Source organism: Gillisia sp. Hel1_33_143, from assembly GCF_900104765.1.
Classification (GTDB): domain Bacteria; phylum Bacteroidota; class Bacteroidia; order Flavobacteriales; family Flavobacteriaceae; genus Gillisia.
On the sequence record NZ_LT629737.1, the window covers coordinates 933,057 to 954,040 of the forward strand.

Below are 20,984 nucleotides of genomic sequence, written 5' to 3' on the forward strand. Positions count from 1 at the left end.
TCTATTAAGAATTGAAAATTTGTTCTAAGATCTTCTCTGTAATTAAATACGTAGGCTTAACACCGGTGGTTCCCAACCCTCCTGAAGCCAAAGTACTACCTGTTTCTAGTGGATTATCTGATGCATAATAAGCATATCTCACCTTTACATCTTCGCTAATGCTACCTCTTAACTTAGAAGCGGCCTGAATTGCTTTTTGGTAATGAACACCTTCCATTTCCAGACCCACCACATTCCAGGTAGATTCTTGAAAGAATTTTAAGATATCTTTATTCTGAAGGGAAGTTCCTAGAACGGTGATCATGGAACCATCTACCACTTTAATACCGTTACCCTCAAGATCAGATTTTTTAAGCTCATTCACAAATGGATAGTTATCTGCAGTTCCTTCAAATAGGTGAGCAGATGGTATCATGATATCTCCTTTACCTCCATATAAAATACCGGCCTTACCCATAATAGAAATTGAGGCAACATTCATATGTATCTCGTTCTCTTCAATATTATAAGGCTTTAAAAGCTCATCCATAGTCTCATAAGCCTGCTCTCCAAAAGCATAATCCATTACTACCAATACCGGTTTCTCATCTTCTATCTTCCCTACAAAATCTGGATTTCTAAAACCTTGCTTCAGTTTTGCAGTATCAAATACCTGAACGTCTATATTAGTACCACTGGTATCTTCAAGAAATTTCATTCCGTTTTCCAGAGCTACCTTCATAACTTTACTACGTAATTGCCCGTTACCACTGTCGCTTAAATTTTCATAAAGCTCCATCGCTCCTTTTTGTTTTAGTTCTTCTTCTAAAGCTTCAGGAGTAAAAATGGTATTCATCACACTGTGCATATTGGCACTAATAATATGAATTGGCCTATGCATCAAGTTATTTTCTAATAAATGCTTCTTTATACCATCTGCCCAGATCTCTCCATGAATGTGATGCCCTAAACGCTCTCTTAGTACCGGACTAAATGTTACTATACGCTTATTGTTATTGATAGTTTCATCCATTGCCAATTTACCTAACCAATAAATAATATGAAGAAAACGCTCTTCGTTCTCCGGCAACATGAATTTTGGATATAATGTAGTTACTTCTTTGAAAGTTCTTCCCAGAATATTAGAGGTATGTGTAAGTGCAATTTCTCTCTCTATCTGATCTAATTGTGGTTTTTGAACAGCGGCTTCCAGTTTTTTCCAATCTCTGGTAACATTGCCCTCTTCATCTATAATAACTCTTCTCATAATTTTATGAGATTCAACAAAAAGAAAGGTAAGGTGCGTTAGTATATCATAGATCTCAGATCTTCCACGAGTGATCTCAATATTCATTTGCTCCTCATCAATTCTATAGCAATTTCTTCTTCTTTTTGGAGGAACTATAGGCTTAAAGTGGGAGTTTGCATACCCTTCATCACTGGTAAGATTAATAAATCTACATTCTTCAATTCCTTTTGGAAGTCTGTCTATAACATATAGAAGTCCGTCTAATTCAACTTTTTCATCTGCAATAGTACCGTAGATCTCTGGGCGAAGTGTTAGTAAAGATTCGCGTAATGTTTCTCCGGAAACACCCATAGGTTTGTAAAAACCCCTGTTAAACAAGTGTCTCATGGTAATATACATTCTCTCAATAGCATGAGTGCTTTCTTGTGCGCGGGTGCGGCCTAATTGTTTTAAGTTGATCATATGCTTGTACTTGATTTTAATATTAGTTCCAGTTTATCTGCAATATTTCTATCATTAGATAATCTTGGTAATTTGTTTTGTCCGCCTAATTTCCCAATAGATTTCATATAATCCTGAAATCCATTTTCGGGCATTTTTCTAATTTTTAAGGTCTGAAGAATATTTCCTTCCTTTAGATCTAGATAATAAGAATTTTGTTCTTGGAGCGTCTTATCTAGTATTTCTACAAATTCCTTCATATTAGACGGCTCTTTCTCAAACTCTACAAACCATTCATGATATGGTAATTGTTCTCCTTCAGGAGTAATTTGAGGTGCTACGGTAAACTCTGTGATTCTTGCGCCAGTAGCTTCTGTAGCCGTCTGCATGGCATATTCTACCTCTTTAGCAATAACATGTTCTCCAAAAGCAGAAATAAAATGCTTTATCCGTCCTGAGACAATAACTTTGAAAGGTTTAAGAGATGTAAACTGAATAGTATCTCCCAAATTATAAGCCCATAGTCCTGCTGTGGTAGATACAATCATTACATAATTAATACCAACCTCAACCTCCGCAATGGTTAACCTTTTAGGTTTTTCTTCAAAAAACTCATCAGCTTTGATAAATTCATAGAATATACCGGAGTTTAGCTGAAGGAGCATTCCTTTATCTTTTTGCAGATCTTGAAAAGCAAAGAAACCTTCAGATGCCGGGTAAAGCTCAATACTATCTACTTTTCTACCTATAAGATTTTCAAATTTTGCACGATACGGTTCATAATTAACTCCCCCGTAGATAAATAAGTTAAAATTCTTAAATAGATCTCCAACCTTCTGTCCTGTTTTTTGCTGAAGCCTTTCAAAATACATCTGTACCCAAGAAGGTATCCCGCTAATAACGGTCATATCTTCTCCTTTGGTCTCTTCTACTATAGCATCTACTTTTTTCTCCCAATCTTCTATGCAATTGGTTTTTAAAGTTGGCATTCTGTTCTTCTGAAGATATGCCGGAACGTAATGAGCCACAATCCCTGAAAGCCTCCCGAGTTTAACTCCATTTTTCTCGTGTAATTCTGGACTTCCCTGTAGAAATATCATTTTACCATCTACAAACTTTGTATTTCCTGTCTCTGCAATATAACATAGAATCGCATTTCTTGCAGCGTTAATATGGGTTGGCATAGATTCTTTGGTAAGAGGGATGTATTTTGCCCCACTGGTAGTTCCAGATGTTTTAGCATAATAAAGCGGCTTTCCGGGCCAAAGAATATCTTCTTCTCCCGCCACCATCTTATCTACATAAAACCGTAATTCTTCATAATCTCTAACAGGAACCTTTTTAGCAAAATCCTGATAGCTCTTAATGCTACTAAAGTCATGATCTTTACCAAACTTTGTAGAAGCTGCTTTGTGAATAAGATCTTTAAAAACCTCTTCCTGAACTTCTATTGGATTTGAAGCCCATTTGTTGATTTTCTTTCTAATATAGTACGCAAAAATCTTTGCGGAGAATGATTTTATAGACATAGGTTATTAATCAAAATCGATATAATCTGTAGGATTTACAGGGTTTCCTTCTTTCCAAAGTTCAAAATGTAAATGTGGTCCGGTTGTTAATTCTCCGGTAGATCCGGCTGTAGCTATAACTTCTCCTGCACGCACAAAATCTCCTTGCTCTTTAGTAAGTGAAGAGTTGTGCTTGTATACAGAAATAAGTCCAAAATCATGCTCAACGATCATTACGTATCCGGTTCCTGCACTCCATTCAGCAAAAATCACTCGTCCGTCTGCCACTGCCTTTACGGGTGCGTTCTTAGCAACCACTACATCTACCGCAAAATGTTTGCTTTTTAATTTATAATTTGCTGAAATAGGACCCTTTACCGGAGGAAATAGGGCGAAATTCATTGCAGAACCTGCAGATTCTAATACATTGTATTTATCTTCCTGAGCAACCTCATCTCGTAGAAGTGAATCTGCCTTAGAGGGGCTTAGATCAAGCATTAATGGATCACTAGTAATCGTTTTGGGCAAAGAATCTTTATTAAGATTACCCGGTTCTAGATCTCCATTTAAAACTTTTCTAATAGACGCATAGTATTGATTGTTCAACACTAATGCTGTTTGAAGCGAATCTGTCTTAAATGCCAATTCTGTCGCTTGCTTTTTTAGAGCTGCAGAAGAATAGCCCGGAATATACTCTCTAAGTCCTGTAAAGGCTATAAGAAACGTGGTTCCGGCAATAAGGATGATAGCACTAAGCGTTACCGCTACAAACACATTCAATTTGGTAAGCTTAAAAGATAGCCTCTCTTCAAAGGTATCTTCGTTAAGCACCACCAATCGATATTTGTGCAGCAATTTCTTAGCGAATTTCTTTTTATTCTTATTTGATTGTTTCATAGTAGATACTGCATTTACAAAGATAGCATAAAGTTAAATTTATACTATTTTATAAGTTGTAAACGTTTATATTAATGTTTTCTTACTAAGTTTGTAACAACTAAATTTTTAATTATGAACGCACTATTTTTACCTTTAGTTATAGGAGCACCTCAAATCATCTTAATTGTGATAGTAGTATTGCTTTTATTTGGAGGTCGCAAAATACCTGAACTGATGAGAGGTCTTGGAAGTGGTATAAAAGAATTTAAAGACGCATCTAAAGATGATGATAATACAACTTCTCAAACTACTACAGATGAAAGCAAAAAGGTATCTGGCGATAACAACTAATTCGACATTTATATCTTTAAAATATTAAAAAAGCCCAATTAAAATTGGGCTTTTTTATTACTCTTTATTTTGATTATTGAAATTTAACCGATTTCAATATCGCTTCAAGTTCAAACATGTTATCTCTTTTTGCTGATGCCGGAGAAAAAGCAAATCCTTCCAGAATAATATATCTATTGTTGGCCGTATCTCTCACTGCATAATTGATAAATGGCCCAGCCATAAAATCGTTTTTAACCTCCCAAGTACCTTTAGTTTCATAAGCAAACTTCCCATCGATCTCAGAATTGAATAGATAAGGAGCGTACGCTTCTTCTGTGATCATGTAACTGCCATCCAAACGACCTGGAACTCGAGATTTTCCAATAGAATCTCTCATTTTAATGATTTGCCCAACTACATTAGTATCTTTATCTATTGCACTTAAAGGCACTTCATAAACCATAATCTCAATATTACCTTTTGGAATATCCTTTCTTATCCAAAAGAACTTTTTATCTTCTATCGCATACCTATAGGCGGTTGGAAATTTCATAGAAATTCCAAACTGGTCCTCCAATTTATCATCGTCTTTCAGAGATTTTCTAATTCTGCGTTGCTTTTCAGTAATTTCAGTATTCTTTAAAACCTTTATTAACGACTCAGAATTTTCTGAGATCTGGTCTACGATTTCTTGCGAATTTTGACCGGATATAACAACTCCTATTTGAGGGTGTGCATATGGATCTTTAAATATTTTAAATCCCGCCTCTTTTCCTTTTTCTATCTTTACAAATAATCTATTCTGTCTCACAAAGCCTTCAAAAGACTGTTGTGGCATTTGGTTCAATGAAAAAAGAGGCTCTTCTTGTGGAAGCCCATCTACAGGTGCTGCCAGGGTATTTCGAAGTGATTCTCCAATAGATCCTTCCCATAATTCATTGTCTACAATAACAGAAACACTATTAATGTTCCCAGAAGAGCTTGTAAGGATAATCTTGTCTTTCTTTTCAGAATTACATCCTGATAATACGGCGGTGAGAAATACAGCTAAGAATAAAATATTCTTCATAGAGAGTTTGTTATGAAAACAGACCTAGCTTTTAGAAAGCTTTAGGACTGTTCCTGGTTTTAGATTTGTACTGGTTATACTATTCCAAGCCCTCAAATTCTGTACCGAAACTCCAGGAAACTTATTTGAAATGCTCCAAAGAGAATCGCCATTCTTTACCGTATAAGATTTTGGAGTAGAAGATTGCTGGGCAACCTGTTGCTTTTTACTAGTATTTGAAACAGATTTTCTAGGATATATTGTAAGGTATTGACCAACTTTCAAATTATTACCTCTAATATTATTCCAGCTTCTAATGCTAGTTATAGCAACTCCATATTTTTGAGCGATCTTTCCTAGATAATCGCCACTCTTAACTCTATATCTAACTTTATCTTCTGCTTCTACAAATCTAGGCAGCTCCTTTTTAGCTTCGGTGATCTCTGTCTTCGCAAAATTATAGATAGCATCTTCATTATTCACAAACACTCCAACACTGGCTCTTGGCAAGCGTAGCGCATATTTTTCATCTTCCACAAATGGAATGATATTCAACTTGTAACTAGGGTTTAAAAATTCTAACATGTCTTTCTCAACTCCGGTAACATTTGAGATCTGATCAAACGTAAGCAGTTGCTTTACATGAAGCGTATCTGTTTCAAAAAAGGCTACATCAGGATTACTAGGTTGAAAATCATGTTCTTTAGCATATTCAAAAAGATACATTGTAGCCAAGAATGCTGGAACATAACCAGCTGTTTCACGTGGAAGATATGGTCTTAATTTCCAATAGTTGGTAGACCCACCACTCCTTCTAATAGCTTTTGAAACATTTCCAGGTCCGGAATTATAAGACGCAAGAACCAAATCCCAATCTCCAAAGGTCTTATAAAGACTAGAAAGGTATTTAACAGCCGCTTCTGTAGCCATTATCGGGTCCATACGCTCATCTACATAAGAACTTACATCTAAGCCATGCATCTTTCCTGTAGTAAACATAAATTGCCATAAACCAGTTGCTCCCATATGGGATTTTGCTCTTGGGTTTAAAGCAGATTCTACTATGGCTAGGTATTTAATCTCCAAAGGAACATCAAATCTATCCAATTGCTGTTCGAACATTGGAAAGTAGTACGTACTTAACGCCATAAGACGTTCCATAGACTTCTTATTTCTTTTTAGATAAGACTTAATAACGCTCTCCAACATTGGATTGTATTCAACGTTAAAAGGTGTTCTGGCATTCAACTTAGCAAGTCTAGCCTTTAAAGTATCTGTTGGAAGATCTTTATAAACAACATCCGAGTAATCCTGCTTTTGGATCTCACGTTGCATATTTTCAAACAGATCAGAATTTAATAATTCTGATTTCCAAACAGAATCTATTACCGCTGCTTTAGGTAGATCTTTAAGATTAACAAGATCTGCCTTATTTATCTTAGCACCAATTGGAAGCCTGTTCTTAAATTCTGGATCTGGATTTAATATTTTTATATCACTTGTGTCTGTTTTCTTAAATACCTGTACTCTAAAATTAGCTTTTTTAGCCTGTGTTTTAGATTGCGGAGTATTCTTTGGTCCTTGCTGTGCCCAGCCACCAAAAAAAGCAAACATCATTAGGAGTGAGAGTGTTTTTTTCATAATCATCACATTATTAAACAAAAACGAACTTTCATCATTTTTCGTGCCTACTTATTTAAAATAGCATCGATTCCGGGTAATGATTTTCCCTCTAGCATCTCCAACATGGCGCCACCACCCGTAGAAACGTAGCTCATATCATTTTCAAGATTGAATTTTTTAACAGCAGAAACAGAATCCCCTCCTCCCACTAATGAGAAAGCACCATTTTTTGTAGCCTCTCCAATTGCTTTTCCAATTTGAATGGTTCCATTAGAAAAAGCGTCCATTTCAAAAACACCAACTGGCCCATTCCAAAGAATGGTTTTGGATTTTAATATTACCTCAGAGAAATTCTTAATGGTTTCTGGTCCAGCATCAAGACCCATCCAACCTTCTGGAATATCTTTAGTAGGTCTTACATCTGTCTTAGCGGTTTCAGAAAAACTATCTGCAATTACAGAGTCTACCGGTAAATGAATTTCTACACCTTTCTCCTTTGCAGATTTTAATATCTCTAAAGCCAATTCTAATTTATCATCTTCTACTAAAGAATCACCTACATTTCCACCTTGTGCTTTCACAAATGTAAAAGCCATTCCACCTCCAACTATAAGATGATCTACTTTTTCAAGAATATTCTCAATAACGGTAATTTTAGACGAAACCTTTGCTCCTCCAAGAATGGCAGTCACAGGTTTTTCTGCAGATTTTAATACTTTATTTAAACTCTCTATTTCCTTTTGTAATAGGTATCCAAAACATTTATCATCAAAATACTTTGAAACAATGGTAGTAGAGGCATGCGCTCTATGAGCGGTTCCGAAAGCATCATTTACATAGATATCTCCTAATTTTGAAAGTTGTTTAGCAAATTCATCATCTCCATTGGTTTCCTCTTCATGAAACCTGAGATTTTCTAATAACAATACTTCTCCAGATTGAAGATTTTGAGCTGCAGTCTCTGCTACCTCTCCAACACAATCTGAAACAAATTTTACTTCTACTCCAATAACTTCAGAAACTTTATCTTTAATGCGCTCTAAAGAAAATTCTGCTTCCTGAGCTTTTGGTCTACCCATATGAGACATAAGGATAACGCTTCCGCCATCTTCCAGAATCTTTATGATTGTAGGTTTTGCAGCTTCAATTCTTGTAGCATCATCTACCTCTCCTTCTTTATTGATAGGTACATTAAAATCTACTCTAATTAATGCTTTCTTATGTTTAAAATTATAGTCGTCTAGTGTTTTCATGGTCAATGTTTATATCACAAATATAAATTTTTCTTAAGATATAAAAGTGCAGATTAATTTTATCTTTGCTCATGCTTTTTTCTGAAGTCCTAGGTTTACCACATATAAAAAATCATCTAACAACCACAGCAGACAGGGGTAGAATACCTCATGCTCAGCTTTTTGTTGGTAATCATGGTAGTGGTATTCTACCTATGGCTATAGCCTACGCACAGTATATTCTGTGCAATAATGTTGGATCAGAAAATTCTGATAATCCTTCTTGTAATTCCAGATTTAAAAATCTTTCTCATCCAGATCTTCACTTTGTTTTTCCTGTAGCTACTAATGATAAGATAAAATCTCATCCTGTCTCTAATCATTTTATGGAAGAATGGAGAGCATTCGTAAAAGAATCTCCATATGGTAGTCTATTCGATTGGTATCAGAAATTAGGGATAGAAAATAAGCAGGGACAAATAGGGGTAGATGAAGCTTTGGAAATAGTGAAATCTTTATCGCTAAAGTCTTATGAAGGTGGGTTCAAGATCATGATCATCTGGATGGCAGACAAGATGAATACGTCTAGCTCTAATAAATTGTTGAAGTTAATTGAAGAGCCACCAGAGAAAACGGTTTTTCTTTTAATAGCTGAAGATGAAGAGCAGATCATTCAAACCATTAGATCTAGGTGTCAAATATTGCGGTTTCCTCCTATTGCTGAAGCAGTAATTACAGAAAAACTTATTGCTTCGGAAGGTATGGATGCTCTGGCTGCTAAGAAAATAGCGGTCCAAGCTAACGGAAATTATGCAAACGCCCTGCATCTCATACAGCAAGACTCTTCTGAAGATGTTTTTGAAAAGTGGTTCATCACCTGGATCAGAAGTGCATTTAGAGCAAAAGGAAATAAAGCTGCAATACACGATCTTATAGATTGGAGTAATGAATTGGCTGGTTCTGGAAGAGAAACTCAAAAAAGCTTTTTATTATATTGTCTGGACTTTTTCAGACAAGCGCTTTTAATGAATTATAAAGCAGACGCGCTGGTATATATGCAGCCTAAAACTGCAGGATTTAAATTAGAAAAATTTGCTCCTTTTATTCATGGTGCCAACATTATTTCCATTACTCAGGAATTAGATGATGCCTTATATCATATTGAAAGAAATGGGAATGCAAAAATTGTACTTACAGATCTTTCTATTAAACTAACCAGATTACTTCATACTAAAATTGATTAACTATAAACTCATGGAAAACTTTCACGCATACGTAACAGAAATTCTAATTCTAATCTTTGTTTTAATAACGTTCCTTCAATCTGGGATAGATAAGATGGTAGACTGGCAAGGTAATATAGCTTGGTTAAAAGAACATTTTTCAAAAACGTTCTTGTCTGGTCAGGTACCTGTAATGGTAGGTATCATACTAGTAATAGAAGTTATTACCGGAATATTATCTATTATAGGGATCGCTCAGATCTTATTATATGGCAATGTAATTATGGGATTATACGCCTGCGTATTGGCTGCCCTAACGCTATTAATGTTGCTTTTTGGACAACGTGTTGCCAAAGATTATGCAGGGGCATTCACCTTAACAGGATATTTTATAGTTGTGATATTAGGAGTTTATATCATGTCTTAATTCTCAAATTTAAATAATAAAAAAGGCTGCAATTAAAATTGCAGCCTTTTTTATTTGAGAGCGTAAATACTATTTCTTGTACTCAGCATTAAGTTTTTCTAAGATCTCTTCTGTGATATCCAACCCATCTTTAGCATACATAATGTTAGCAGATTCATTAGAACCAAAGATATAAGTGTATCCATTATCTTTTCCATAGTCTTTCACATATCCTTTAACTTTAGAAACGATAGAGTCTATAACAGTATCACTTTCTTCACGTAATTGATTCCCTCTCATTTGCTGTTGTTGCTGAATCATTTGTTGCTTACGCATTAAAGTTTGTTCAACTTCTTTTCTTTTATCTACAGACATACTATTCATGTTTGACTGGTAATCTTCAACTTCTCTTTGGAAATCTTGTGCCATAGTATCTAACTCACCTTTAATACTATCAGACTTAGCTGTGAATTCTGCTTCCACCTCTTTCATCTCTTTATACTCCTGAATTAATTTTGAAGTATCTACATAAGCTGTTTTCTGTTCATTACAACTTGTAAGTCCGGCTGCCAATAAAACAACCAATAGTAATTTTTTCATTCTAGTTTAAATTTAGATTCACGCAAAAGTAATAAAGTAACTCAGTAATAATTGAAAAAAAAATTCGGATTCATGATTATAAGAAAAACTTATAAAAATTATAGAAACCATAAGATTTTACAATAAAAATTCGACTCATTAGCTGAGATTTAAGAGATAACAAAATATATTCCTTAATCTTTACCACTGATGGTACGGAAACTCGCTTAAAACGCCTTATTTAAGATTCTAACTCCTTTTTCTGAAGAAATAAGCAATTGAAGAATACTCTGAAGATGATTTTGCTTTTGAATTGGAAATATATCCAATATAGAGTGCTTTTAAAAAATTGTAATTTCCAGTTTTATATTTCTCTGAAAGTAAGCTTACATAATATGAATCGAAAATTAGTGGTTTGGAATCTGATTGTTTAAATGAAGTTCCACTAAATACAGATTTAAAACTATTTCTAGAGAAATGCCATAAATGCCTTGGAACATCATAAGCTGCCCAAAATTCTTTATAATATGATGCATCGTAGCTTTTATAATTTGGAACTGCAATTATTAAAAGGCCATCTTTTTTTTGGAGCGTCTCTAATTCTATAACCTGCGCTTTAAGATCCGGAACATGTTCAAGTACATGCCACATAGTTATAACGTCAAATTTTTCAGATTTAAAATGAGAAGAATCTGCAAAAAGCTTCACTCCTTTTTCCTCAGCTTTTTTTCTTGCTGAAATTTCTGGTTCAATTCCTTTTACCTTCCATCCATCTAATTTAGCAAGTGCCAAAAAATCTCCGGTGCCTGCTCCAATATCTAAGAGTTTTCCCTTTTGTGGAAATTTCTTATTTATCCATTTCAGTTTCTTTTGAAGCATAAATTTCTTTACGCTTTGATAGATCTTATCTTTTAAGCTTGAGGAAGAATCTGTATGAGAGATGTAAGCTTCACTTCTATAATAATTAGAAAGAACTCGTTTATCTGGCCTTGGGTAGGTAACCAACATTTCAGAATCTTCATCTAAAAGAAGATCAAAATTTTCCCCACTTACCGTATGATCTTTGCAGGTAAGAATTTTCCTTTGTGATGATAGTAAATATTGCTCCTCCAAGATTTTTAAAATATAAGCGTATTTATGTCGTTAAATATTATCGTTTTTCAAATAGTTCCACGTGGAACAACGCAAATTTTATCTACCCATATAAACCAAAAGAACCGAAATATCGCTAGGACTAACCCCGCTTATTCGTGAGGCTTGAGATACTGTTATGGGCTGTATCTTATTCAATTTTTCGCGTGCTTCAAAAGACATCGACTTTATATTAGAATAATCGTAATTCATAGGAATCTTAATATCTTCTAATCTATGAAGCTTATCTGCATTGTTCTTTTCCTTATCTATATAACCAGAATACTTTACCTGGATTTCTGTTTGTTCCAACATTTCTTCGTTCAATTCATTATTATCAATAAATTCCTGAACTCCCGGAAAAGTTTGCACATCCCGCATGGTAATATTAGGTCGAGAAAAGATCTTAAAGATCTTATCATTTTGCTTCATTAATGCAGAATCTTTATCTTCTAAAACTACGTTCGCAATCTCATGATCTACACTGGTATCTTTTAAGAATTCTACAAATTTTAGAGACTTGTCTTTCTTCTCTTCCATTTTACGCATTCTCTTTTCACTTGCTAATCCAATATTAAAAGACTTTTCAGTCAATCTAAAATCGGCATTATCTTGCCTTAGCAATGTGCGATATTCTGCTCTTGATGTAAACATTCTATATGGCTCTTCTGTACCCTTTGTAATAAGATCATCTACTAAAACTCCAATATACGCTTCATCCCTCTTTAAGATAAAAGGATCCTTTTCTTGAACTTTTAGCGCGGCATTCATTCCTGCCATCATTCCTTGGGAAGCAGCTTCTTCATATCCTGTAGTACCATTAATCTGCCCAGCAAAGTATAAACCGTTTACCAATTTAGTTTCCAGGGTATGCATTAATTGCGTAGGTGGAAAATAATCATATTCTATTGCGTATCCAGGTCTAAAGAATTTTACATTCTCAAATCCGGCTACAGATTTTAAGGCTTTAAATTGTACGTCTTCTGGTAAAGATGTAGAAAATCCATTCACATAAACCTCGCACGTTTTCCAACCTTCCGGTTCAATAAATAGTTGATGTCTATCTCTATCGGCGAATCTATTTATTTTATCTTCTATAGAAGGACAGTAACGCGGACCTAAGCTTTTAATTCTACCATTAAACATTGGAGAACGATCAAAACCTTCTTTCAAAATCTCATGCACCTCATTTGAGGTATACGTCATATAACAAGAACGTTGTTTTTGTAATGGCCTTGTGTCATCTAAGTATGAAAATTTAGAAGGAATTTCATCACCTGGTTGTTCCACCATTTTAGAATAATCTAAAGATCTTCCATCTACTCTAGGAGGAGTTCCAGTTTTCATTCTTCCTGCTTCAAAGCCAAGATTAACTAATTCTTCTGTAATTCCAGTCGCCGCTCTTTCTCCAGATCTACCACCACCAAAGTTCTTATCTCCAATATGAATTAATCCATTCAAAAAAGTTCCATTGGTAAGAACTACAGATTTGGCTCTTATTTCTAGCCCTAAAGAAGTTCTTATCCCTACAACAGTATCTCCTTCCACAATTAAACCCGATACCATTTCTTGATAAAAATCGAGATTTTTTGTTTGTTCTAAACGCAATCTCCAGTGCTCTGCAAACATCATTCTATCACTCTGCACTCTTGGGCTCCACATTGCCGGACCCTTAGATTTATTAAGCATCTTAAATTGAATTGCACTGGTATCACTAACCAATCCACTATATCCTCCAAGAGCATCAATCTCCCGCACAATTTGCCCTTTTGCAATCCCACCCATGGCAGGATTACAGCTCATCTGTGCAATATTTTGAAGATTCATTGTAACCAATAAGGTTTTAGAACCTAAGTTAGCGGCAGCAGCGGCAGCTTCACTTCCAGCATGTCCTGCACCAACAACTATAACATCATATTCTTCAAACATAATATCTCTTTCTTTATGATTGTTCCACGTGGAACAATTTCATTTTTTCCTCTTCTTTACCACGCATGATCTCTGCCTGAGAAACTGTTTTATCCTTATAACCACATAAATGTAGAATACCATGAGACAACACGCGTCTTAATTCTTCGTCGAAATCTACTTGAAAACTTTCAGCATTTTCCTTAACACGTTCCGTACTAATATAGATATCTGCTTGCAGAATATTTCCCACGCAATAATCAAAAGTTATAATGTCTGTATACGTATCGTGGTCCAAGTATTCCTGATTGATATTAAGAAGATATTCATCATCACAAAATATATAACTTATTTCTTCTAGCTTCTTATCTTCAGATAAAATTATCCTTTCCAACCAGCTTGAATAACGATTATGATCTTCTAAATCAAAATCATTTTCTGAATAAAAATTAATCTTCTCTTGCATCAAAATACTCCTTTACTTTCGTCTTATAAATTTGGCGCAAAGGTAAGCTTTGTCTATTTAAAATATCAATTGAATTAAAATATTCTTTAGCCCTATCAATTTGATCTTTAGGGTTGTTATTGTACTCTATGCTATTTGAAGATGAACTCCTTTTTGAATCTTCCTGCTGACTCAATTCAGAATTTTGTAGCTCCATTAATTGATGAGTTATGTTATCCATACGTTTTCTTGTCTCTTCGTTGTAACCCTTATCTAAAATATCATTTTCAATTTGCTCCAGCTCTAGTAATAGATCTGATTCACGCTTATCGAACCCATTCTCTCTAAACTTTTCCAAAAGCTGTTTTTTTAATTTCTGCTGATCTTTGAATATATCAAAAAGCTCACCACTCAGTTTCTCTTGTATTAAGCCAGATTTACTATCCGTATCGTCATTCTTATCTTTACCAGTTTCTTCACCCTTCTCCATACCTAGTTGCATTTTCTGTTGTAACTGTTGTTGGGATTGAATAACATCTGGCAATTGTATTCCTTCTCCGTCATTACCATCTCCAGAACTAGGATTTAACTGTTGCTCCATATTAGAAAGTATATCTCCAAGCATATTGGCTAACTCATTGGTATCTGCCATTACATATTGTTGACTAGCGGTTCCTTGTGGAACTTGATTCTCAGACAATCGTTCTAAAGATTTATTGATATTAAAATCAATGTCAGTCAACTTTCCATTAATCTGTTCTGTCATCATTGGATTTTGCAAAGACAAGGCAAATAAGCTATCATTAATATGTTCAAAATGTTGCTTTAAAACCTGCTGCCTTCTTAGCTGTTTCGCATAAAGAGGATCATTATTGCTATAACTTTTAAATAAAAGCATAAGGTCTTCCTGCTCAAAAGAGAATTTTATCAAATTATCTAATACCTGCCTCAAACTCTCTACATTAGCTTTTAAGGTTTGTGCTTGTTGAGAGTTATGAGATGATCTCATTTTAGAACTTAGCTCCTTCATTTTCTCTGCGGCAGCTTTCTGTTTTTTCTTGGCAAGACCAATTTCCTTTTGCTCTAAATTATCTACTGCTTCTTTTTGATCTATTGTGATCTCATCTTCTCCCCCATCCTGATTAGATATATCAAATGGTTTTTTTAGACTTTTATTTTCTACTTCTAAAGAATCCATCTCCTTCTTAAACTGATCAAATTGCTCTGACAATTTCTCTTGATTTTCTTTTAAATTATTCAGATCATTCTCAGAAATCTTTTGTTGCTCTCTTGCTAAAATTTCTAGATCGTTTGCCAGTTTTATATTTTTTTCCTGAACATAATATCGCTTGGTTAATTCTAGTAGTTGTTCAATATTTCTTTTCTGAGCCTTGTTCTGTTTAGCGAGATCTTCTAATTTTTTAGCCAATTCTTCAGTACTGATCTTTTCGGTATATTTTTCAAGCTCTTTCATTAAAGCTTCATTTTCTTTTAACCGCTCTTCATTTCTTTCTAATCTTTCTTGAAGATCCTGCTTAAATTTTTCATTTTCCGGCGATGTACTACTACTATTCTCTAAAGATGATTTCAATTTATCTGTACAATTTTCTATCATTTCAGATTGTTGCATTTGCCTCTTTAAAAAATCATCAAGCTTTTTTTGATCGTTATAATTTAAATCTCTTTGTTGTCTTTGATCATTAGATAATTCCTTTAGTTCTTCTTCAGAAGATTTCAGATTATTAAGACTACTAGAAATATTATCTATAGATTTTTGTTGCGCCTTTAGGTTTTCTTCAATCTTATCATTTTCAGAAATACTCTTATAAGATATTATTTGACTCCTTGTTTTCTTACCACCATGGATTGCATCGTTATCTATAACTTCGAAATAAATATTATAAGTTACATCCTCTTCTATTTCTAAATTTCCTGGAAAAGCATACGGGAATTGCATAATATTCCCAATATTATTTTGAATAGTCACTTTTTTCTGCTTTAACTTCTGATTTTCAATAAAATAAACCATAGATATATTAGAAATCCCGTTATCATCTGTAGCTTTTCCTAAGAAATATAATTGCTCCCTATTCAGACTGTCCCTTTTTGTCTTAATTTCAATTTTAGGATATTGGTCCTTAATTACAGATATATTATAATCTAAAGTTTCATGATCTAGAAAGTCGGCATTAGAGGTGGTAATCTTGTAAGGAAGATCTGCAACTACAATTTTAGATAATTTAAAATTATCTACTTCTTTAGCAAATAGATTTGAAGTATCTAAACTCACAAACCTAACTTCATCAGTTTTCTTAGCTCTCAAAACCCACGTAACTTTTGTACCCTCCGGTAGTGTTGCATTTCCAGTACCTTTTAAGATCTCATCAGTAATATTTAAATACCCTGGATATTCCAACTTCATTTCAAAATCTGTGAGAGTAGGAACCGCTATTACCTCTATTTCATACGGTAGACTTTTTACCTGATTAGCACTTATATAAAAATCTATATTCTCATCAACTCCTTCAAATTTAAATGTGAAATTTCCAGTCCCATCAGTTTTTAAAAGATATTCCTGTCCATTGTAATGTATGCTCGCCAATTCTGGATGTACATTACCTTCCACTTTCACAAGAATTTCCAAATCACTTCCTTGCGCTACTTTAAGATCTGCTTGATTAATATGAAAAGAAAAAGGTGCAGGTGGTAGATAGGCAGTTCTATAATCTATAACTCTGGAATAGCTCTCTGTAATTGATGAAATATTCCCGGAAATATAAATTCCTAAGATCAGTATAACAGGAAAGGCTGCGTATTTTATGTACTTTAAATTTGTTCTAAAATCTACTGCCAACTTAAAGGGGACAGGTTTTAATTCTTTAGATCTTTGAGCAATATTTGCTAATAATAGTTCAGACTGTTCTGAAGATCTGTGAAGTTGCAGCACGTTCAACAACTTATCATTCACCTCTGGAAAATATTTCCCTATAATCTTTGAGGCATCCATTAGATCTATACCTTTAGATAAATTGAAAAGTTTCAAAATAGGTACGGCAACAAATTTATAAAGCAATATAATTGTTACCCCAATAGATATGAAAAAAAGCCATTTTCTATAGTCCGGTGTTAACCAAAGAAAATATTCAAGAAGTAACACCGCTATGAAATAAAATAACCAGATAGAAATGAACAATATTGCCCCTTTCAGCAATTCATTTAAATAATATCTTTTAATGAATGCTACTAGTTTATTCTGAAGAATATTAAAATCGTTCATTTCTGCTTGACTTACATGCTAATAAAACTACAATATTCTTTCCATAAAGTCTGAAAGACACAATAACAGAAAATAATACCAAATTAGGCTGAAGAAGTGCTTTAGAAATGGCAAAACCCATAGAATCTCTTACCTTTGCCAATAAAATCAGTATTTATGTCTACTAAAGTTCGAGTTCGTTTTGCTCCTAGTCCAACCGGTCCATTGCATATAGGTGGAATTAGGACTGCTCTATATAATTATCTATTTGCCAAAAAACATAATGGCGATTTCATTCTAAGAATAGAAGATACAGACCAGAACAGGTTTGTAGAAGGTGCAGAACAATATATTATAGATTCTTTAAACTGGTGCGGAATTCCTTACGATGAAGGTCCAGGAAAAGAAGGGAGTTTTGGTCCTTACAGACAAAGTGAAAGAGCAGATCTATATAAAGATTATGCAAAAAAATTAATTGAAAGTGGAAATGCTTATTACGCATTTGACACTCCCGAGGCTCTGGATGCGCAACGTAAAGAGCATGAAGAACAAGGAAAGACTTTTATATACAATTGGCATAACAGATTAAAGCTAGATAATTCTTTAGCTCTAGATAAAGAAGAAGTGCAAAAGAAGCTAGATGCTAATTTGCCTTATGTGGTAAGATTTAAATCTCCTGAAGCAGAAACGCTAGCGTTAACAGATGAGATTCGTGGAAATATGGAAATAGATACGAGTATCTTAGATGATAAAGTCTTATTTAAAAGTGATGGTTTACCTACCTATCACCTTGCAAATATTGTAGATGATCATTTAATGGAGATCACCCACGTAATTAGAGGAGAAGAATGGCTGCCATCTCTTGCCTTGCACGTTCTATTGTATAGAGCCTTAGGGTGGAATGCTCCAAAATTTGCTCATTTACCTTTAATATTGAAACCTCAAGGTAAGGGAAAGTTGAGCAAGCGCGATGGAGATAAGATGGGCTTTCCTGTGTTTCCACTAGAATGGAAAGATCCAAAAACAGGAGAGATATCTTCGGGATACAGAGAAGAAAATTATTTACCGGAAGCCATGGTAAATATGTTAAGCTTTTTAGGTTGGAATCCTGGAACAGAACAAGAATTTTTTAATTTACCTGAATTGGTTTCAGCTTTTGAGCTTTCAAGAGTTCATAAGTCTGGTGCAAAATTCGATCCTGAAAAAACTAAATGGTTCCAACAACATTATCTTCAATTGCAAGATGATGCTACACTTGCTGCTCAATTTCAGAAAATACTGGAGGCAAAAGGAGTAAAATCTGAAGAAGATTTTACAATTAAAATAGTTTCTTTGCTTAAAGAAAGAGCAGTTTTTGTAGACGATCTTTGGGATCTTTCCAGCTATTTCTTCATAGCTCCTACCCTATTAGATCCAAAAGCTTCAAAAAAAGCATGGAAAGAAGATACCAATGATATTTTAGATAATTTGATAACGATAATTTCTTCAGTTCAACCTTACACTACAGAGAACCTTCGAACTGAAATTAAAGAATGGATTACTTCTAATGAAATTGGGTTTGGTAAAGTAATGCAACCTTTACGCCTTGCTCTGGTAGGATCTTTACAAGGACCAGATGTATTTGAAATAGCCTTTTTATTAGGAAGAGAAGAAACCATTAAAAGAATAAGATTTGCGCAACAAGCGAACTAAATCTTATTAAAAATAGAATACTACTCCTGCAGCAGCCAATCCTAAATGAGCATTGAGATCGGTTATGCGGGAGTCTTTATTTTTAATAATTTCTTCATCTAGATTACCAAAACTATTTGTGATTCCATATTGATATTGTAGCCAAAATTTTACATCTCTAAACCCAGCTGAGATCATAGCAGCAAAATTCAAATTCACTTTAGTAATATCTTCGAGATCTGAAGCTTGTATATTATAACCTTGCATTAGATGATCTTGATATTGATCTTCTGTTTTTAATTTACTATTTATTTGCAATATAGGCCCGCCCTCAATGCTTAAATGCTCTCCAAGCAACTTCTGCCCTAGAAATAAATTTAATTGCACTCCAGAGGCTTTAAAATCGATTTCTTCCAGCTTAGAACTAGCAGGTTCTATAACAGACATTCCGGTATTGAATTCAAAAAAGTTTACACCGTAGATAATGATCAAATTGTTGTAAAAATTAGCACGAGTGGTTAAACCAGCCATATAACTAACTTTATCTGTGGTAGCGAAATTTTTAGTATTTAAACTTCCATAAGTAACACCGGCTTGTATCCCTAACCTATTATAGCTGTCTCTTTTATATTGAGCATTTATATTAATACTCGTTAATAGCAGAAATAATAAAAATAGATAGCTGTAGATTTTCATAAGGGCCTGATTTTAAAATCTCAAATGTAGCTCAATTATTAGTATCTTAATCCTCTAAAATATTTAAGCAATTATGATTGAAGCTGTTATTATCCCCATTGTTGTTGTCTTGGCAATAATTATTCTTTTTACAGGAATTTTTACTGTAAAGCAACAAACTTCTGTAGTATTAGAGCGTTTTGGAAAATTCCAAGCTATTAGGAGCTCTGGTTTACAATTTAAGATACCTGTTATTGATCAGATAGCCGGAAGGATCAATTTAAAAGTACAACAATTAGATGTTTTGGTAGAGACTAAAACTAAAGATGATGTATTTGTAAAATTAAAGATCTCTGTGCAATTTCAGGTTATCAAAACCAATGTTTATGATGCTTTTTATAAATTGGAAAGTCCGCATGATCAAATAACTTCCTATGTTTTTGATGTTGTTAGAGCTGAAGTTCCTAAAATGAAGCTAGATGATGTTTTTGAACGTAAAGATGATATAGCTATTGCGGTTAAGCGTGAGCTTAATCAGGCCATGCAAGATTATGGTTATGATATCATAAAAACGCTTGTAACAGATATAGATCCAGATGCTCAGGTAAAATCTGCTATGAACAGAATTAACGCAGCAGAAAGAGAGAAAGTAGCTGCAGAATATGTAGCAGAGGCAGAACGTATAAAAATTGTAGCCAAAGCCCGTGCAGAAGCAGAAAGTAAAAGATTACAAGGTCAGGGTATTGCAGATCAAAGGAGGGAGATAGCTAGAGGATTAGAAGAAAGTGTAGATGTGCTTAACAACGTAGGTATAAATTCTCAAGAAGCTTCAGCACTAATAGTGGTTACTCAGCATTATGATACCCTACAATCTATAGGTGAACATACTAATAGCAATCTTATTTTGTTACCTAATTCTCCTCAAGCTGGTAGCGATATGTTAAATAATATGATAGCATCTTTTACAGCATCTAATCAGATTGGAGAAGCGATGAAAGAAAAGAATGCACAATTAGGCATAGAGATCAAAAAGAAGAAAAGAGATAGACCAGAGTCTGGATATAGCACAGATTCTGAAATATAACTAATAAAAAAATCGGATAATCCTAAAGAAGAGCAATGCTGATCTTTATGGAATATCCGATTTATAATTTTATTAAAGTCTAGTTAGAAGTAACTACTCTTTTAACGCCAAATATCTTTGATACCGCTTTTAATACAATGGCTTTCTGAAATACAGAACTTACCATTCCACCAATCATAGAAACGGGAGACAAAGCTTCCTTGGTATGATGAATATTAATCTTCACCTCCTCCTTATCAATTTCATTTTGAAGCTTTAAAATCTTCAAATCTCTATCTATTTCTTCAAATGAGGTATATTGTTTCATACTAAAG

General features: G+C 34.1%; 19 protein-coding genes. 5 read left to right on the forward strand and 14 right to left on the reverse strand.

The window, feature by feature from the left end; genetic code table 11:
* Positions 1-4: 4 nt before the first annotated feature.
* Genes BLT84_RS04140 through BLT84_RS04150 form a run of 3 tightly spaced genes read right to left on the reverse strand, consistent with a single transcriptional unit; the run spans position 5 to position 4,074 of the window.
* A complete protein-coding gene (locus tag BLT84_RS04140) occupies positions 5-1,690 on the reverse strand; it encodes a DUF6909 family protein (RefSeq protein ID WP_091263080.1) in 1,686 nt (561 codons plus the stop codon).
* The gene (locus BLT84_RS04145) at positions 1,687-3,198 is read right to left on the reverse strand and encodes a GH3 auxin-responsive promoter family protein (RefSeq protein WP_091263083.1); all 1,512 of its coding nucleotides are present in this window, start codon (positions 3,196-3,198) and stop codon (positions 1,687-1,689) included. The genes BLT84_RS04140 and BLT84_RS04145 overlap by 4 nt, the downstream gene beginning before the upstream one ends.
* Positions 3,199-3,204: 6 nt before the next feature.
* The gene (locus BLT84_RS04150) at positions 3,205-4,074 is read right to left on the reverse strand and encodes a M23 family metallopeptidase (protein WP_091263085.1); all 870 of its coding nucleotides are present in this window, start codon (positions 4,072-4,074) and stop codon (positions 3,205-3,207) included.
* A gap of 114 nt (positions 4,075-4,188) precedes the next feature.
* On the opposite strand from BLT84_RS04150, the gene BLT84_RS04155 reads away from it, so the two are divergent.
* A complete protein-coding gene (locus tag BLT84_RS04155) occupies positions 4,189-4,407 on the forward strand; it encodes a twin-arginine translocase TatA/TatE family subunit (RefSeq protein ID WP_034887195.1) in 219 nt (72 codons plus the stop codon).
* Between the two features lie 73 nt (positions 4,408-4,480).
* On the opposite strand, the gene BLT84_RS04160 is transcribed toward BLT84_RS04155, so the two are convergent.
* Genes BLT84_RS04160 through BLT84_RS04170 form a run of 3 tightly spaced genes read right to left on the reverse strand, consistent with a single transcriptional unit; the run spans position 4,481 to position 8,313 of the window.
* On the reverse strand, positions 4,481-5,458 hold the full coding sequence (locus tag BLT84_RS04160; RefSeq protein WP_091263087.1) for a DUF4837 family protein: 978 nt from the start codon (positions 5,456-5,458) through the stop codon (positions 4,481-4,483).
* A 24-nt stretch (positions 5,459-5,482) separates the two neighbouring features.
* A complete protein-coding gene (locus tag BLT84_RS04165) occupies positions 5,483-7,078 on the reverse strand; it encodes a lytic transglycosylase domain-containing protein (RefSeq protein WP_091263089.1) in 1,596 nt (531 codons plus the stop codon).
* A gap of 47 nt (positions 7,079-7,125) precedes the next feature.
* Positions 7,126-8,313, reverse strand: coding sequence for a phosphoglycerate kinase (locus BLT84_RS04170; RefSeq protein ID WP_091263091.1), 1,188 nt, complete (start codon positions 8,311-8,313; stop codon positions 7,126-7,128).
* A 71-nt stretch (positions 8,314-8,384) separates the two neighbouring features.
* Between BLT84_RS04170 and BLT84_RS04175 the strand changes: the two genes are divergently transcribed.
* Together BLT84_RS04175 and BLT84_RS04180 are read left to right on the forward strand one after the other, a co-directional pair.
* Entirely contained in the window at positions 8,385-9,536 is a 1,152-nt protein-coding gene (locus BLT84_RS04175; protein WP_091263093.1) for an ATP-binding protein, read from the forward strand.
* A gap of 10 nt (positions 9,537-9,546) precedes the next feature.
* The gene (locus BLT84_RS04180; RefSeq protein WP_034887183.1) at positions 9,547-9,942 is read left to right on the forward strand and encodes a hypothetical protein; all 396 of its coding nucleotides are present in this window, start codon (positions 9,547-9,549) and stop codon (positions 9,940-9,942) included.
* A gap of 69 nt (positions 9,943-10,011) precedes the next feature.
* Here the strand turns inward: BLT84_RS04180 and BLT84_RS04185 are convergent, their stop codons facing one another.
* From BLT84_RS04185 to BLT84_RS16055, 6 genes are all read right to left on the reverse strand, one after another.
* A complete protein-coding gene (locus BLT84_RS04185; protein ID WP_091263095.1) occupies positions 10,012-10,521 on the reverse strand; it encodes an OmpH family outer membrane protein in 510 nt (169 codons plus the stop codon).
* Positions 10,522-10,749: 228 nt separating this feature from the next.
* On the reverse strand, positions 10,750-11,613 hold the full coding sequence (locus tag BLT84_RS04190; protein WP_231929472.1) for a class I SAM-dependent methyltransferase: 864 nt from the start codon (positions 11,611-11,613) through the stop codon (positions 10,750-10,752).
* A 78-nt stretch (positions 11,614-11,691) separates the two neighbouring features.
* A complete protein-coding gene (gene mnmG / locus BLT84_RS04195; RefSeq protein WP_091263097.1) occupies positions 11,692-13,560 on the reverse strand; it encodes a tRNA uridine-5-carboxymethylaminomethyl(34) synthesis enzyme MnmG in 1,869 nt (622 codons plus the stop codon).
* 13 nt (positions 13,561-13,573) lie between these two features.
* Positions 13,574-14,005 carry an rRNA maturation RNase YbeY gene (gene ybeY, locus BLT84_RS04200; RefSeq protein ID WP_091263099.1) on the reverse strand — a complete coding sequence of 144 codons (432 nt, stop codon included), beginning with the start codon at positions 14,003-14,005 and terminating at the stop codon, positions 13,574-13,576.
* Complete coding sequence (locus BLT84_RS04205) at positions 13,989-17,261, reverse strand: hypothetical protein (protein ID WP_091263101.1); 3,273 nt, start codon at positions 17,259-17,261, stop codon at positions 13,989-13,991. Before BLT84_RS04205 ends, ybeY begins: the two co-directional genes overlap by 17 nt.
* Positions 17,248-17,403 (reverse strand): hypothetical protein, encoded by a 156-nt coding sequence (locus BLT84_RS16055; protein WP_157717898.1) that lies wholly within the window; start codon positions 17,401-17,403, stop codon positions 17,248-17,250. The genes BLT84_RS04205 and BLT84_RS16055 overlap by 14 nt, the downstream gene beginning before the upstream one ends.
* A 14-nt stretch (positions 17,404-17,417) precedes the next feature.
* On the opposite strand from BLT84_RS16055, the gene gltX reads away from it, so the two are divergent.
* Complete coding sequence (gene gltX, locus BLT84_RS04210; RefSeq protein ID WP_091263103.1) at positions 17,418-18,932, forward strand: glutamate--tRNA ligase; 1,515 nt, start codon at positions 17,418-17,420, stop codon at positions 18,930-18,932.
* 6 nt (positions 18,933-18,938) lie between these two features.
* Here gltX and BLT84_RS04215 read toward each other — a convergent pair whose 3' ends face one another.
* Complete coding sequence (locus tag BLT84_RS04215) at positions 18,939-19,607, reverse strand: hypothetical protein (protein WP_091263105.1); 669 nt, start codon at positions 19,605-19,607, stop codon at positions 18,939-18,941.
* 73 nt (positions 19,608-19,680) lie between these two features.
* Here BLT84_RS04215 and BLT84_RS04220 point away from each other — a divergent pair, with 73 nt between their 5' ends.
* Entirely contained in the window at positions 19,681-20,670 is a 990-nt protein-coding gene (locus tag BLT84_RS04220; RefSeq protein ID WP_034887168.1) for an SPFH domain-containing protein, read from the forward strand.
* Positions 20,671-20,749: 79 nt separating this feature from the next.
* Here BLT84_RS04220 and BLT84_RS04225 read toward each other — a convergent pair whose 3' ends face one another.
* The gene (locus BLT84_RS04225; protein WP_034887166.1) at positions 20,750-20,977 is read right to left on the reverse strand and encodes a DUF6327 family protein; all 228 of its coding nucleotides are present in this window, start codon (positions 20,975-20,977) and stop codon (positions 20,750-20,752) included.
* Positions 20,978-20,984 lie beyond the last annotated feature (7 nt).

What these genes read in the sequence shown, in the direction of transcription:
- BLT84_RS04140 (WP_091263080.1), bottom strand. Translation starts at nt 1,690, where the DNA reads ATGATCAACTTAAAACAATTAGGCCGCACCCGCGCACAAGAAAGCACT.
- BLT84_RS04145 (WP_091263083.1), bottom strand. Translation starts at nt 3,198, where the DNA reads ATGTCTATAAAATCATTCTCCGCAAAGATTTTTGCGTACTATATTAGA.
- BLT84_RS04150 (WP_091263085.1), bottom strand. Translation starts at nt 4,074, where the DNA reads ATGAAACAATCAAATAAGAATAAAAAGAAATTCGCTAAGAAATTGCTG.
- BLT84_RS04155 (WP_034887195.1), top strand. Translation starts at nt 4,189, where the DNA reads ATGAACGCACTATTTTTACCTTTAGTTATAGGAGCACCTCAAATCATC.
- BLT84_RS04160 (WP_091263087.1), bottom strand. Translation starts at nt 5,458, where the DNA reads ATGAAGAATATTTTATTCTTAGCTGTATTTCTCACCGCCGTATTATCA.
- BLT84_RS04165 (WP_091263089.1), bottom strand. Translation starts at nt 7,078, where the DNA reads ATGAAAAAAACACTCTCACTCCTAATGATGTTTGCTTTTTTTGGTGGC.
- BLT84_RS04170 (WP_091263091.1), bottom strand. Translation starts at nt 8,313, where the DNA reads ATGAAAACACTAGACGACTATAATTTTAAACATAAGAAAGCATTAATT.
- BLT84_RS04175 (WP_091263093.1), top strand. Translation starts at nt 8,385, where the DNA reads ATGCTTTTTTCTGAAGTCCTAGGTTTACCACATATAAAAAATCATCTA.
- BLT84_RS04180 (WP_034887183.1), top strand. Translation starts at nt 9,547, where the DNA reads ATGGAAAACTTTCACGCATACGTAACAGAAATTCTAATTCTAATCTTT.
- BLT84_RS04185 (WP_091263095.1), bottom strand. Translation starts at nt 10,521, where the DNA reads ATGAAAAAATTACTATTGGTTGTTTTATTGGCAGCCGGACTTACAAGT.
- mnmG (WP_091263097.1), bottom strand. Translation starts at nt 13,560, where the DNA reads ATGTTTGAAGAATATGATGTTATAGTTGTTGGTGCAGGACATGCTGGA.
- ybeY (WP_091263099.1), bottom strand. Translation starts at nt 14,005, where the DNA reads ATGCAAGAGAAGATTAATTTTTATTCAGAAAATGATTTTGATTTAGAA.
- BLT84_RS04205 (WP_091263101.1), bottom strand. Translation starts at nt 17,261, where the DNA reads ATGAACGATTTTAATATTCTTCAGAATAAACTAGTAGCATTCATTAAA.
- gltX (WP_091263103.1), top strand. Translation starts at nt 17,418, where the DNA reads ATGTCTACTAAAGTTCGAGTTCGTTTTGCTCCTAGTCCAACCGGTCCA.
- BLT84_RS04215 (WP_091263105.1), bottom strand. Translation starts at nt 19,607, where the DNA reads ATGAAAATCTACAGCTATCTATTTTTATTATTTCTGCTATTAACGAGT.
- BLT84_RS04220 (WP_034887168.1), top strand. Translation starts at nt 19,681, where the DNA reads ATGATTGAAGCTGTTATTATCCCCATTGTTGTTGTCTTGGCAATAATT.
- BLT84_RS04225 (WP_034887166.1), bottom strand. Translation starts at nt 20,977, where the DNA reads ATGAAACAATATACCTCATTTGAAGAAATAGATAGAGATTTGAAGATT.